Origin of the sequence: Enterobacter cloacae complex sp. S1 (genome assembly GCF_014930525.1) — a bacterium.
Classification (GTDB): Bacteria; Pseudomonadota; Gammaproteobacteria; order Enterobacterales; family Enterobacteriaceae; genus Enterobacter; species Enterobacter hormaechei_C.
This window is the reverse complement of the sequence record NZ_JADBRE010000027.1, coordinates 1-13,301: the sequence shown is the minus strand read 5'-3', so window position 1 is coordinate 13,301 and position 13,301 is coordinate 1. Positions and strand designations below refer to the sequence as shown.

At 56.5% G+C, this 13,301-nt stretch carries 13 protein-coding genes; 3 read left to right on the top strand and 10 right to left on the bottom strand.

Features of this window, described 5'->3' with window-relative positions:
- The first annotated feature begins 118 nt into the window (after positions 1 to 118).
- The gene (locus IM290_RS17540; RefSeq protein WP_022651192.1) at positions 119 to 667 is read left to right on the top strand and encodes a GNAT family N-acetyltransferase; all 549 of its coding nucleotides are present in this window, start codon (positions 119 to 121) and stop codon (positions 665 to 667) included.
- Here IM290_RS17540 and IM290_RS17535 read toward each other — a convergent pair.
- The 8 genes from IM290_RS17535 to sad all read right to left on the bottom strand — a co-directional run bounded on the left by IM290_RS17535 (position 655) and on the right by sad (position 9,423).
- Positions 655 to 1,569, bottom strand: coding sequence for a bestrophin family protein (locus tag IM290_RS17535; protein ID WP_003857155.1), 915 nt, complete (start codon positions 1,567 to 1,569; stop codon positions 655 to 657). The two genes, IM290_RS17540 and IM290_RS17535, sit on opposite strands and share 13 nt — an antisense overlap.
- A gap of 200 nt (positions 1,570 to 1,769) precedes the next feature.
- The gene (locus IM290_RS17530) at positions 1,770 to 3,221 is read right to left on the bottom strand and encodes a tagaturonate reductase (RefSeq protein ID WP_193042668.1); all 1,452 of its coding nucleotides are present in this window, start codon (positions 3,219 to 3,221) and stop codon (positions 1,770 to 1,772) included.
- A 117-nt stretch (positions 3,222 to 3,338) separates the two neighbouring features.
- Positions 3,339 to 3,866 carry a GNAT family N-acetyltransferase gene (locus IM290_RS17525; protein ID WP_193042669.1) on the bottom strand — a complete coding sequence of 176 codons (528 nt, stop codon included), beginning with the start codon at positions 3,864 to 3,866 and terminating at the stop codon, positions 3,339 to 3,341.
- Between the two features lie 82 nt (positions 3,867 to 3,948).
- Positions 3,949 to 4,914, bottom strand: coding sequence for a sensor domain-containing diguanylate cyclase (locus tag IM290_RS17520; protein WP_193042670.1), 966 nt, complete (start codon positions 4,912 to 4,914; stop codon positions 3,949 to 3,951).
- A gap of 58 nt (positions 4,915 to 4,972) precedes the next feature.
- A complete protein-coding gene (locus IM290_RS17515; protein WP_003857163.1) occupies positions 4,973 to 5,335 on the bottom strand; it encodes a DUF4186 domain-containing protein in 363 nt (120 codons plus the stop codon).
- Positions 5,335 to 6,261 (bottom strand): glutaminase B, encoded by a 927-nt coding sequence (gene glsB, locus IM290_RS17510; RefSeq protein WP_003857165.1) that lies wholly within the window; start codon positions 6,259 to 6,261, stop codon positions 5,335 to 5,337. The genes IM290_RS17515 and glsB overlap by 1 nt, the downstream gene beginning before the upstream one ends.
- A gap of 62 nt (positions 6,262 to 6,323) precedes the next feature.
- Entirely contained in the window at positions 6,324 to 7,913 is a 1,590-nt protein-coding gene (locus IM290_RS17505) for a methyl-accepting chemotaxis protein (protein WP_193042671.1), read from the bottom strand.
- 127 nt (positions 7,914 to 8,040) lie between these two features.
- Positions 8,041 to 9,423, bottom strand: a complete 1,383-nt coding sequence (gene sad, locus IM290_RS17500) for a succinate-semialdehyde dehydrogenase (protein WP_193042672.1) — start codon at positions 9,421 to 9,423, stop codon at positions 8,041 to 8,043.
- A gap of 99 nt (positions 9,424 to 9,522) precedes the next feature.
- On the opposite strand from sad, the gene IM290_RS17495 reads away from it, so the two are divergent.
- Positions 9,523 to 10,401 (top strand): LysR family transcriptional regulator, encoded by an 879-nt coding sequence (locus IM290_RS17495; RefSeq protein WP_193042673.1) that lies wholly within the window; start codon positions 9,523 to 9,525, stop codon positions 10,399 to 10,401.
- On the opposite strand, the gene IM290_RS17490 is transcribed toward IM290_RS17495, so the two are convergent.
- Both IM290_RS17490 and IM290_RS17485 read right to left on the bottom strand, forming a co-directional pair.
- Positions 10,355 to 10,837 carry a GNAT family N-acetyltransferase gene (locus IM290_RS17490; protein ID WP_193042674.1) on the bottom strand — a complete coding sequence of 161 codons (483 nt, stop codon included), beginning with the start codon at positions 10,835 to 10,837 and terminating at the stop codon, positions 10,355 to 10,357. The genes IM290_RS17495 and IM290_RS17490 overlap by 47 nt on opposite strands.
- A gap of 62 nt (positions 10,838 to 10,899) precedes the next feature.
- The gene (locus IM290_RS17485; RefSeq protein WP_047741288.1) at positions 10,900 to 11,712 is read right to left on the bottom strand and encodes a PhzF family phenazine biosynthesis protein; all 813 of its coding nucleotides are present in this window, start codon (positions 11,710 to 11,712) and stop codon (positions 10,900 to 10,902) included.
- A 176-nt stretch (positions 11,713 to 11,888) separates the two neighbouring features.
- Here IM290_RS17485 and IM290_RS17480 point away from each other — a divergent pair, with 176 nt between their 5' ends.
- On the top strand, positions 11,889 to 13,085 hold the full coding sequence (locus tag IM290_RS17480; protein WP_193042675.1) for a sugar transporter: 1,197 nt from the start codon (positions 11,889 to 11,891) through the stop codon (positions 13,083 to 13,085).
- Positions 13,086 to 13,301 lie beyond the last annotated feature (216 nt).

The window sequence follows — 13,301 nt, the reverse complement described above, 5'->3', positions numbered from 1 at the left end:
CAGGTTGATTACGTTAACTCAACATCGTTTTAGTACAGTACATCGCAACAGAATGTTATTAAGATGAAAATACCAGAACCCAAACAAAAGCATAACGCTTAATTATGGAGATCAGAGGATGACCATACCCACGCTTACCACCGAGCGCCTGATATTACGCCCCCTGATTGCAGAAGATGCCGTCCAGATCCAGCAACGCTATCCGCGCTGGGAGATTGTCCGCTATATGGTGGCTTCAGTCCCCTGGCCCTACCCGGAAAACGGTGCAGAAAATTATGTCAACAACGTTGCACTGCCCGATATGGCCAAAGGGATTGCGTGGTTCTGGACGATTCGCCGTCGTGAAGCGCCTGACGAACTGATGGGGTTGATTTGCCTGTATGACGTGGAGGACAACAATCGGGGCTTCTGGCTCGCGCCGGAATTTCAGGGCCAGGGATATATGCGCGAGGCGAGTATTGCGGCCACGGATTACTGGTTCAATACGCTCAATAAACCGGTGTTACGCGCGCCGAAAGCGGCGGCCAACAGCCGCTCCCGACGTATTTCAGACAGCAGCGGCATGCGGCTCATCAGGACGGAGAAGAAAGCCTATGTCAGCGGCCTGCTGGATTCGGAGCTGTGGGAAATCACCCGCGACGAGTGGAATGCCCGTCAGGTCAGCTGATAATGCTTATCCGGCATCAGTCTTTCAGGGATGTTCTCTTCATCGTTCATCTGCAACAGATCGCGCTCCATCATGTTGCAGATGGCGTCCAGCGGCAGATCGTTATCTTCCGTCCCAAACGGATCTTCCAGCTCTTCCGCCAGCGTGTCCAGCGAGATAAAGGTGTAGGAAATCAGCGCAGAGACAAAGGGCGTCATGTAATGCAGATCAACTACCAGCGCAAACGGCAGCATAATGCAGAACAAATACACCGTCCGGTGCAGGATCAGCGTATAGGCAAACGGGACTGGCGTGTTGGCGATACGCTCACAGCCAGCCAGCACGATGGACATATCGTTCAGGCGGTTGTTAAGGCTGTGAAACAAGATGTCTGAAAGGTGCCCGCTGCGCCGCCGCACGGCCAGCCACTCCCCCATGATCAGCAGGATACGGTTCGCCGGCGAGTTGGCGTCCATCACTTTGCGTAAATCGTCTGGAGCCAGATAGCGGGACAGCTGATCGGCATTGGTTTCTCTGCGCAGGGTCATTCGCAGACAGTTAGCAAACGCGATTTGCAGGCGAACAAATTCTCCAAGATGTTTATCATCCGGTAAGGTGTTTTTTACCTCGCGAAACAGCGAGCGCGCCGCTATCATCAACTGCCCCCAAAGCAGACGCGCCTCAACGTAGCGCGAATAACAGGCGTTATTGCGAAATCCCAGGAAGATGGCGATAGCCACGCCCAGAATGCTGAACGGCGCGACGGTAAACCGGATACCCAGCGAGGTGTACCACGGCAGCATGACAATCACGGCGATGGAAAGCAGGAAGTTAAGCAGCAGTCGGGTATAAATTTTGGGAAGTACCGAACCATGCCAGACAAAAATCAGTTGCAGCCAGTGCTGTTGAGGACGAACAATCATAATCAGCTTCAGAAAAGTAAAGAGCGCGGCTATTAAACGTGATCCCCCTCACGGTTGCAAGCATGTTAATAACTCATTGCATTTTCTGACCTGTTAAGCCTCAACCGCACGGTGCTGCATGTGCTTTTTAAAAAAAGAACGTATAGTATGTTGTAACTAAAGGTAGTCTGTAAAAAACCCGGCCAACGCCGGGCGTATGATTAGCAGAGCGGTTTCACCGCATCGCGCATACCTTTGCTTAAAATTGCATCCAGATCCAGCACAACCTGGTCTACCAGTCCGTTCACCAGAGTGAGATCCTGTTCCCAGTGCTCGCTCACGCTTAACACTGACGATACCAGTTCACGGGTAGTGACCTGTTTGTCGTGATGTTGCGTCCACAACTGCTGGTAACGTTCAAGCCAGTGCGCATCGTCCTGCACCGGATAGCGCTCACCGTTGCGCTCGGCACGGTAAAATGCAATCAGCGCCGCCAGAGCAAAGGTCAGACGTGCTGGCAGTTTGCCGGTCGCCTTCTGCCCTGCCAGCAGTTGCGGCAGAATGCGGGTGCGGTACTTGGTCATCCCGTTCAGTGCAATCGACAGCAGCTGATGCTTAATGTACGGATTACGGAAACGCCCCGTTACGGCACTGGCGAAGGAGTGCAGCTCGTCGCGCGGCAGATCCAGGACCGGAATAATCTCCTCATAAATAGCCTTCTCTACGAACGCGCAAATTTCCGCGTCGTTCATGGCTTCCCCTACCGTATCCAGGCCGGCCTGAAAAGCGACCGGAACCAGCGCCGTGTGCGCGCCGTTGAGGATCGCCACCTTACGCTCTTTATACGGTTTGATATCGTCAACAATCAGGACGTTGAGTGGGTATTTATCCAGGCGCAGTTCAGCTGCAAGTGATTTCGGCCCCTGAATAACAAACAGATAGAAATGTTCCGCCGTGTCGAGGAAGCTGTCGTGATAGCCCAGCCCGGCTTCCAGCTCTGCCACCTCATCACGCGGATAGCCGGTAACAATGCGGTCAACCAGCGTCGAACAGAAAGTGTTAGCATCATTCAGCCACGCAATGAATGCCGCCGGCAGCGCCCACTCCTGTGCATAGCGCAGCACCAGTTCACGCAGGGCATCGCCGTTGTAGTCGATGAGTTCGCAAGGAATGATAATCCAGCCTTTATCCGCTGCCCCGTTAAAGTGGGTAAAACGCTCGAACAGCAGACGCGTCAGTTTGGCCGGATAGCTTACAGCTGGCGCATCGTCAAACTTATCCCCCGCGTGATAGCTGATCCCCGCCTCCGTGGTATTGGAGAAGACAAACCGCATGTCCGGGTTATGGGCGAGCTTCAGAAATTCATCGTACTGGCTGTAGACGCTGATTTCACGATTCACGGAACGAATAAGACGCGCATCGCTTACCGCTTCTCCCTGCTCATTAAGACCACGAATAATCGTGGTATACAGACCATCCTGGGTGCTCAGCGACGGGGGAAAATCGCTCTGGATCGGCCGCACAATCACCACACCGGCATTGAGATCGGTATGCTCGTTTAAGAGGTCGATTTGCCAGTCAACGAACGCGCGCAGGAAGTTACCTTCGCCAAACTGGATGATACGTTCAGGATAGCGCGCACCGGGGAAATCACGACGGTTGAGTGTGTTCACAATGGAGGTCCTTTATGATTAGTCATACAGCATGATAAGATTGGTGTGATAACTTATCAAAACTTCAGGACCAGAACCCCTGTCTGGATCAACTCAGGACATGATGGTGAAAAATAATCACAGAAATTTATAGAACACCGAGGTCGCCGTCATGTCCCCGTTCGGCATCAGGGCGTAGCGTGGGACCTCCCCCGCCTTTTGCCAGCCCGCACGTTGGTAAAACGTCTCCGCGCCGCTGCCGGTCGAGGTATCAAGCACCAGTACCGTAAGCGCTTTTTCACGTGCAACCGCCTCCAGGGCTTCCATCAGCGCCATTGCCGCCCCTTTACGGCGCGCCTTCTCATGAACCAGCAGTTTTGCGACATCTGCCCGGTGTGGCTGGTTTTCAGGCTGATCGGTGATCAGCTGGACCGTGCCAACCAGCCCCTGCTCCGCATCAAAACAACCCAGGACGGTACGCTCGTCGCGCCCGACGCTGTCAGCGACGCTGAGCCAGAAGGTTTGGGCTTTCCCGGCAGAAAAAGGCAGCATAAAGCTGACGGAGGCGCCGCCGTTGACACAGTTGACGAGAATATCGTTCAGGGCATCAATGTGGGTGAGGATGTCCTGCCGGGAGAGAGGTTTAATCAGCATGGGAGAGTTCATTGTGCGTCCTTAGGTTGAATCTCTCCACTTTGCTATTAACATTTTTGTAACGCAATAAGTGATGACATAGGATTTCGTTATGTCATTTCTCGCCGTGGTGTTGCCGCTTCATGGCGTACATTTGCGCATCCGCGTGTTTTAGCCATGCCTTCATATCGTTGCGGTGATGATCGAACTCGCTCAGCCCCCAGGAGAACTGTAACGACCAGGGATGCAGTTGACGCGCGTTATACTTTTCCGTTTGTTCGACGAGATACTGCATGGCGATCCAGGCGCCAGGCTCATCGGTATCCGCAAACAGCACCGCGAACTCATCTCCCCCGAAACGTACCAGCAGATCGGCCTCGCGGAAGGAGGAACGCATCAGGGCGGCCATCGCTTTCAGAGCTTTGTCCCCCTCCTGATGCCCGAAGCGATCGTTAATGGTTTTGAAATGGTCCAGATCCAGCCAGCCAAGGGTTAAGGGTTCTGCCCGACGCTGCGAAACCGACAGTGCAAACTGCGCAAACTGGTTAAACCCGCGACGGTTAAACAGCCCCGTGAGTTCATCGGTTGTGGCCGCGCTAACGGCCGCAAATTCATCCTCTGCCAGCGCGCTGAGATCGGCCAGTACGGCGGCATCCACCGCGGTAAACTCACGAGGCGCGTAATCAATGAGACACAACGATCCCGCGCACGCCCCGTCACGTAAACGCAGCGGGAAACCGGCGTAAAAGCGCACGCCCGGATCTCCCACCACCTGCGGATTATCCGCAAAGCGTTCGTCCAGCAGCGTGTCACTCACCACCAGCGGCGCGTCACCCAGGATCGTATGACCACAAAACGAGAGATCGCGAGGCTGGGTGGCAGGTACCTGGCCGTCGGCAGACTTCACGATCGCGGCGTGATCATCCACCAGCGTAATCATTGCCAGCGGCACCCTGAAAAAGCGTGTTGCCAGACGCGTCAGACGGTCAAACGCGGGATAATTGTCGATCTCAAGCAGACCGGACTCGCGCAGAGCATTCATACGCTCCGCTTCATTCATGGGAATTTGAGGTGCCTTCATAACGTCTCCTGACGCTGAGCATTAGTAAAAGCGTAGCTTAAACAGAGACATTGTCAGTTCAGGAGGCACGATTTACCTCTATGACCAGCCAATGATGGATTACGTTGACGATATACTGTTGTTGCTGCGCACTCAGCGGCACGCCCTGCGGGATAGCGTGCCACTTAGCCAGACAGCCCCGACAGCAGGTTGCCGTGGCATGCTGGGCGATAAAAACCGGATGGCCGCGCATTGGCGTCTGCTTACCGTCATTCACCGGGTGTGCAGGCGCCAGCCGCGCGGCGACAAAATCAGCAGCATGCTTATCGATAGTCTCCGCGCCCTTATCCCAGCAGTATTGCCGCTCTTTCGTCCCTAAATGAAATCGTGAACGGAACGTGGAGCGAGCCAGGCGCGCGAAGAGAGGATCTAACGTGGACATCAGTATACGGACCGTCCAAGGCGTTTGGTCAGCTGTTCCAGCGCCGCCACGCCCGCCAGTGAATTTCCGGTCTCGTCCAGTTCCGGGCTCCAGACGGCAATCGCCATCTCGTGGGGGACAATCGCCACGACCCCACCGCCAACGCCGGATTTAGCCGGCAGCCCCACGCGCCAGGCAAACTCCCCGGCATTCTGATACATTCCGCTGGTTGCCATTAAGGCGTTGATCTGCCGGGCCTGCATCGGGGAGACAACGTCCTCGCCCAGATGCGGGGCATGGCCCTGATGCGCCAGAAACAGAAAAGTCTGCGCCAGTTCGACGCAGTTCATCTTCAGCGCGCAGTAATGAAAATAGTTTTGCAGCACCGTGGCAACGTCATTATGAAAGTTGCCGAAGGACTTCATCAGCCAGGCGATGGCGGCGTTACGTGCCGAGTGTTCAAACTCAGAGCGCGCAACCACCGGATCGTAGGCGATGTCCTGCACGCCGGAAAGCTGCCGCACAATCTGGAGCATCCGCTGGCGCGGCGCGCTCAGCCGGCTTTGCAGCATGTCGCACACCACCAGCGCCCCGGCGTTAATAAACGGGTTACGCGGCTTACCCTGTTCGATTTCCAGCTGGAGAAGGGAGTTGAACGGCTGACCGGACGGATCTTTGCCCACCCGCTGCCAGATCTCCTGCTCGTCATACTGGCGCATGGCGGCAACGAGGCTAAGCACTTTTGAGATCGACTGAATCGAAAAGCGCTCCAGCGCGTCTCCCGCCTGAAAACGCTGACCGTCGACAGTACAAATGGCAATGCCGAGCTTATTACCGCTGATCGAGGCCAGCGCGGGAATGTAATCGGCAACCTTACCCTGCCCCAGTAACGGACGAACCTGCGCCAGAATCTCGTCCAGCATCTCATTATGGATGACCGCAGCCACACTTTGCTCCTTGCCCTCAGGCTAAAACGGGCAGCGAGTATAACAGAGGCTGATACGTCACGTCAGGCAGGGAGACGGAAACGCGAGACGGCCTGCAACAAAAGATCGGACTGCTGATGCAGGCGCTCAGAGGCATTTGACGCTTCGCTAACCAGCACATCTGTCCGACGCGATACCTGATTCAGCGCCTGAAGCTGACGGGTCATCTGATGAATGCTGTCCCCCTGATTCAGGGTAGCCAGCGAAATATCATTCAGCAGGCTGCTCAGATTCGCCACCAGCCCGGTGACCTGTTGCAAATTCTCTTCCAGACGGTTTACCACCTGAGAACCTTCTTCAATGCCCTGTAGCGAGTAGTTAATCAGCGCCTGGATGGTTTGCGTAGAGTGACTGCTTTTTCTGGCAAGTAACCCCACTTCCCGGGCGACCACCGCAAATCCGCGCCCCTGCTCTCCTGCATGGGCGGCTTCAATGGCAGCATTGAGGGCGAGAATGTTGGTCTGAAACGCCACGCTGTCGATCATCGCGACGATCCCGCGCATCTCTGAGGATCGGTCGACGATCGTCTGCATCGAGCCATTCACCGCTGACATCATTTGCTCCCCACCAGCGGCAGCCTGTCGGGCTTCATCCGCGCGCGCGCGGGCGAGTTTTGCATAACCCGTGTTTCCCTCAACGTGGGTTTCGAGATCGGCGATGTGTGCGGTCACCTCCTCCAGCTCTTTGGCCTGTCGCGTAGACTGCTGATAAAGCTTCTGATTCCCCTGCGCAAGCGATCCGATATTTTCAACCATGGAGGTAGTGGCCTCGCTGACCTGGGTCACCAGTTGCTGGAGCCCGCGCTGCATGGCGGTAATACTGCCGCTGAGCTGGCTGATTTCACGGTTAAAGCGCACAACGTCAGGCGGCGTGCCTGACAAATCCCCTGCCGCAAGCTGGTTAATCTGGATAATCAGACGGCGTAGCGGGGATATCACCCACTTCGCCATTCCGAACCAGACGGCTATGGCAATGGCCAGTAGCACCAGCGGCGCAAACAGGAACAGCCGTTGCAGGCCTGAGAGTTGTTCCATGAGCGACTGACGCCCCTGTATCGCCTGCTTCTCACTCCGTTGCTGATAGTGTGCGAAGTTGTCATTAAAATCGGTCTGAAACGCCTGGGCAGGTACGGCGAAAAAGAGGTCGATGCTGTTGGTTTTCACCAACCCCTCCGCCTGCTCTCGGATGGCGTCGAAAAACAGCTGATAGCTGTTAACCAGCCCGTCGTCTTTCGGCGGGTTAAGCGCGAGCCAGGCCTGCCATGCCTGCTGTGACGCCGCCAGAGATTTTTGCGCCTCGTCCATCAAGCTATGCCAGCTCCCTTCCGAGCCGGTCTCTTTATCCTGCATAAAGTACACGCCAGAGCGGTTGAGCAGATCGCTGGCCGCCAGTAGAGAAATACGGGCCTGATCCAGCCTGCTCTGCTGCTGCCAGGCCAGCTGATTGCGCTGTTCGTTACGCTGGGCTTCATTCAGGGAGGCGGTCAGCAGGAAGGATGAAGAGAGTTGCAGGGCGGAGAAAAGGCCAATAATACAAAAGATGCCGGTCAGCAGGCCAAACTGACGAGGGATAAAGCGCGGCGCAAGACGGCGAAAAATTTGCGTTAGGTTCATAATTTTCTTCTGTAACAATACGTTAGGCGCGAGCGAGTCTACGAAACGAAAATGACAGAACCATTACGCAAAAATGACAGGAAACGTGAATTGCCGGGTAGCGGCCTGGCCTTACCCGGCAACAAGACTAGACGCGATCCTTCCACACGGTCTGCACATTACAGAACTCGTGCAGACCGAAATGAGAAAGCTCTCGCCCGAAGCCGCTCTTCTTCACCCCGCCAAACGCGACGCGCGCATCGCTGGCGCTGTAGCCGTTGATAAAGACCCCGCCGCACTCCAGCTCGCGCGCAAAGGTTTCAGCCAGCGCATCGTTCGCGGTAAAGACCGTCGCCGATAAGCCAAAATCGCTGTCGTTAGCCAGCTGCAACGCATGAGCCGCATCGTTCGCAACGGTAATTGCCGCCACCGGACCAAACAGCTCCTGACGGAAGGCCGTCATCTGTGGGGTGACGCCGCCGAGTACGGTTGGGGCATAATAGTTACCGGTCCCGGACATCTTCTCTCCGCCCAGCAGCAGGGTCGCCCCTTCCGCCAGCGTAGCCTGCACCTGCTGATGCAGTTCATCGCGAAGATCAAATCGCGCCATCGGGCCAATATAGTTATCTTCCTCATCCGGTGCGCCCATCTTCAGCGCCTTGACCGCGTCAACAAAGCGTTGGGTAAAGGCGTCCGCCACGCCCGCTTCCACAATAAAGCGTTTTGCCGCCGCACAAACCTGCCCGGTATTCTGATAACGTCCGGCCACCGCCGCGTTGACGGCCAGATCCAGATCGACATCGTTCAGAACGATAAACGGATCGGAGCCGCCCAGCTCCAGCACGCATTTCTTCAGCGCCGCGCCCGCCTGCGCGCCAATTGCCGCACCAGCCCGAACGCTGCCGGTTACGGTCACCGCCGCGATACGACGATCGTTAATCGCCTGGCTGACGCCGTCATTCGTCGCGTTCACCCAGCCAAAGACCCCCTCCGGGAAACCGGCATCCGCGAATACCTTCCCGATCAGCTCCGCCGAGCCGAGCACATTAGGCGCATGTTTAAGCAGATAGCTGTTCCCTGCCAGCAGGATCGGCACCGCACCGCGCAGCACCTGCCAGAGCGGGAAGTTCCACGGCATCACCGCCAGAACGGGCCCAAGCGGACGGTACTCAATCACCGCATTTTCGACCTGGGTAGATTCCGGGTGCAGCATCGCCGGGCCGTGTTCAGCGTACCAGTCGCAAAGGCTGGCGGACTTAGCCACCTCCGCACGCGCCTGCATAATGGGCTTGCCCATCTCCCGGGAGATAGTCTGCGCCATCTCTTCCGCACGACTACGCAGCGCCGCACCCAGATCGCGAAGTTTTTGCGCCCGGTGCGCCACGCTTTCGCGTCGCCACTGACGAAAACCGGTATCCGCCTGCGCAATGGCACGCTCAACGTCACCGGACGTTGCCCACGGGTAAGCAGCCAGCGTTTCGCCGGTAGCCGGGTTGACAGAGTGGGCATGGGTAGCAGATGAATAAGTCATGATGTTCTCCACGTAATAACAGTTGATTGATTGTGGCCTACTCTGCTATTTCTTAAAAATGAATAATACTCACCACCTTATTCACAAATCGAGAACGGTATGGACTTAACTCAGCTTGAGATGTTTAACGCAGTCGCACTGACCGGCAGCATTACCCAGGCGGCGCAGAAGGTACACCGGGTGCCGTCAAACCTCACCACCCGCATCCGACAGCTAGAAGCGGATCTCGGCGTGGAACTGTTTATTCGCGAGAATCAGCGCCTGCGGCTTTCCCCCGCCGGGCACAATTTTTTGCGCTACAGCAAGCAGATCCTGGCGCTGGTCGACGAAGCGCGAATGGTCGTCGCCGGGGATGAACCGCAGGGATTATTCTCGCTCGGCGCGCTGGAAAGTACCGCCGCCGTGCGCATTCCGGAAAGTCTGGCGCGGTTTAACCAGCGCTATCCGCGCATTCAGTTTGCGTTATCCACCGGGCCTTCCGGTACGATGATTGACGGCGTGCTTGAGGGGACGCTCAGCGCCGCCTTTGTCGACGGGCCGCTCTCGCACCCGGAACTGGAAGGGATGCCGGTTTACCGGGAAGAGATGATGCTGGTCACCCCTGCGGGTCACGCAGAAGTATCAAAAGCCACGCAGGTGAGCGGCAGCGACGTGTATGCCTTTCGCGCCAACTGTTCTTACCGGCGTCATCTGGAGAGCTGGTTCCATGCCGACCGCGTCACGCCGGGAAGGATCCACGAGATGGAGTCCTATCACGGGATGCTCGCCTGCGTGATTGCCGGGGCAGGCATTGCGCTGATGCCCCGCTCCATGCTGGAGAGCATGCCGGGCCATCATCAGGTGGCGGCGTGGCCGCTGGCGGAAAACTGGCGCTGGCTCACCACCTGGCTGGTGTGGCGACACGGGGCGATGACCCGCCAGCTTGAGGCGTTTATAGGGCTGCTAAACGAACGTCAGCCACCAGCGTCTTCTCCATAAACAGGCTCAGCGGATCCTCATTGTAGGGGGCAAACGCGGCGCGCCGTTCGTATCCACACTGTTGATACAGACGAATGGCGGCGTGTTGTTTGATCCCCGTCTCCAGCCGGACGGTGTGGCAGCAGCGGCTGAGGGCTTCATCTTCCAGCGCCGCCAGTAATTTATCACCCAGCCGTTGCCCGCGATGGGTTGGGTCAATATAGACCCGTTTCATTTCCCCGGTCCCGTCCCCGTTCAAAACGACAGCGCCACACCCGACGGCGTTAAGCTGAGTGTCACGAATAATCATCAGGATCAGCGAGTCGTCCGGCAGTTCGGTTAAATCCAGCAGATGATTACTTTCCGTGGGATAGAGAACGCTTTGATAACGGTCCAGCGCCGTAATCAGGGCGAGAATATCTGGATGATGGGCGGATTCGGCGGTAATAGAATACATGGCAGGCTCCTTGTCGTTTTCGTTCAACATACCGCCCGCCCTGTATTCCGGCGTCATAGTTTTTAATGATGACCGTAATCCTGGAGTCGAAGGAAGATTTTCCCCTTCATATACAGTGTGGCCTGCCCGCCAATCAGCACGCGGTCGCCTTTCAGCTCGCAGCGCAGATCCCCGCCGCGCAAGGAGACCTGGCGGGCCGACATCTGCGTTTTTCCGAGCTTTTCGCTCCAGTACGGGATCAGCATGCTGTGAGCTGATCCCGTCACCGGATCCTCCGGCACCCCTTCCCCCGGGCAGAAGAAGCGGCTGACGAAATCATACTCATCCCCCGGCGCCGTAACGCAGACCATTTTCCCCAGCGGGAGCATGGCCGCGATATCCGGCGTCAGCGCCTCCACCTGCCGCTGGCTGTCGAGCACTACCAGGTAATCACGCCCCACACGCACCTCTTTTGCCGCGTTAATGCCCAGCGCGCTGAACAGCACCGCTGGTGGAGTATCGACCACCTCGGTTGACCACGCCGGGAAATTAAGCGTCAGCCAGTCGCCGCTGCGTTGTACCGTCAGTTCGCCGACAAAGCGCGTGGTGAAGGTGATTTCCGTATGCGGATAATCCAGGTATTCGAAAATAACGTGAGAAGCCGCGAGGGTTGCGTGGCCGCAGAGGTTAATTTCATCCTGCGTGGTAAACCAGCGCAGTTCAAACCCGTTATCCGTTCGGACAAAGAACGCCGTCTCTGACTGATTATGCTGCTTCGCCATCTTCAGCAGCGTCTCATCCGGCAGCCACGCTTCCAACGGACACACCGCCGCCGCATTGCCGCCGAACGCCCTGTCGCTGAAGGCATCTACCAGATAAAAATCAATTTCCTGCATTGAGTTACCGCCTGTTTTTGTTGTGTTGTTCTTTATCTTCGATGAAAACAACCCCGTTCGCTACCGCCGCATGAAGGTAAATCTTGTGATTCATATCACATAACGGTTGAGTTTTCGCCGTTTAAGGCTTTAAGATCGTCTCCTCATCTTTCAGGCAACGAATCCCAGATATCCCTATGACAACACACACGGTTTCCCGCAGGGTCGCGTGGCTACGCGTGGTCACGCTCGCCATCGCAGCGTTTATTTTCAACACCACGGAATTTGTTCCGGTTGGGCTGCTGTCCGACATCGCCGCCAGCTTCCATATGGAAACGGCACAGGTTGGCATTATGTTAACCATCTATGCATGGGTGGTGGCGCTGATGTCGCTGCCGTTTATGCTGCTGACCAGCCAGATGGAACGTCGTAAGCTGCTGATTGGGCTGTTTGTGGTGTTCATTGCCAGCCATGTGCTGTCATTTATGGCATGGAACTTTACCGTGCTGGTCATCAGCCGCGTCGGCATCGCGTTTGCCCATGCCGTTTTCTGGTCGATCACCGCGTCGCTCGCCATTCGTCTGGCCCCGGCGGGAAAACGCGCCCAGGCGCTGAGCCTGATTGCCACCGGAACGGCGCTGGCGATGGTGTTAGGCCTGCCGATCGGGCGCATTGTGGGACAATACTTCGGCTGGCGCACCACCTTCTTTGCCATCGGCATGGGGGCGCTGAGCACCCTGGTGTGTCTGATCAAACTGCTGCCAAAACTGCCCAGCGAACACTCCGGCTCGCTGAAAAGTCTGCCGCTGCTGATGCGTCGACCGGCGCTGATGAGCATCTATCTGCTGACCGTGATTGTGGTGACCGCCCATTACACGGCCTACAGCTATATTGAGCCGTTTGTTCAGGTTGTGGCGGGCTTTAGCGCTAACTTCGCCACCGTTCTGCTGCTGATCCTGGGCGGCGCGGGGATTATCGGCAGCATCCTGTTCGGTAAGCTGGGCAATCAGCACGCGTCTGCGCTGGTAAGCAGTGCGATTGGTCTGCTGCTGGCATGCCTGCTATTACTGATGCCTGCGGCAGGCAGCGAGAGTCATCTGGCGATCCTCAGTCTGTTCTGGGGCGTGGCAATCATGATTATTGGTCTGGGAATGCAGGTCAAAGTGCTGGCGCTGGCCCCGGACGCCACGGACGTAGCGATGTCGCTCTTCTCCGGGATTTTTAATCTGGGGATTGGCGCCGGTGCGCTGGTGGGAAATCAGATCAGCCTGCATGTATCGATGTCGGCCATTGGTTATCTCGGGGCGATTCCGGCGCTGATCGCGCTGATCTGGTCGGTGCTTATCTTCCGTAAATGGCCGGTCGCGATGGAAGAACAGTCCAGCCACGGTTGACGTTTGTTATGCCGGGTGGCGGCTTCCGCCTTACCCGGCCTACGAAGCATTAATATCCGTGTTCTTCATCACCGCCAAGATAACGGAATCTTTCATCTGTCATTTTGGTCTGACAATCATAGATACCGATTCTCGTTGCCAGAGGAGTGGTTGCAGAAGACGCATCGCTTTATATTCATAAGAATTATATCCATTGCGAGTAGGCCGGGTAAGGCG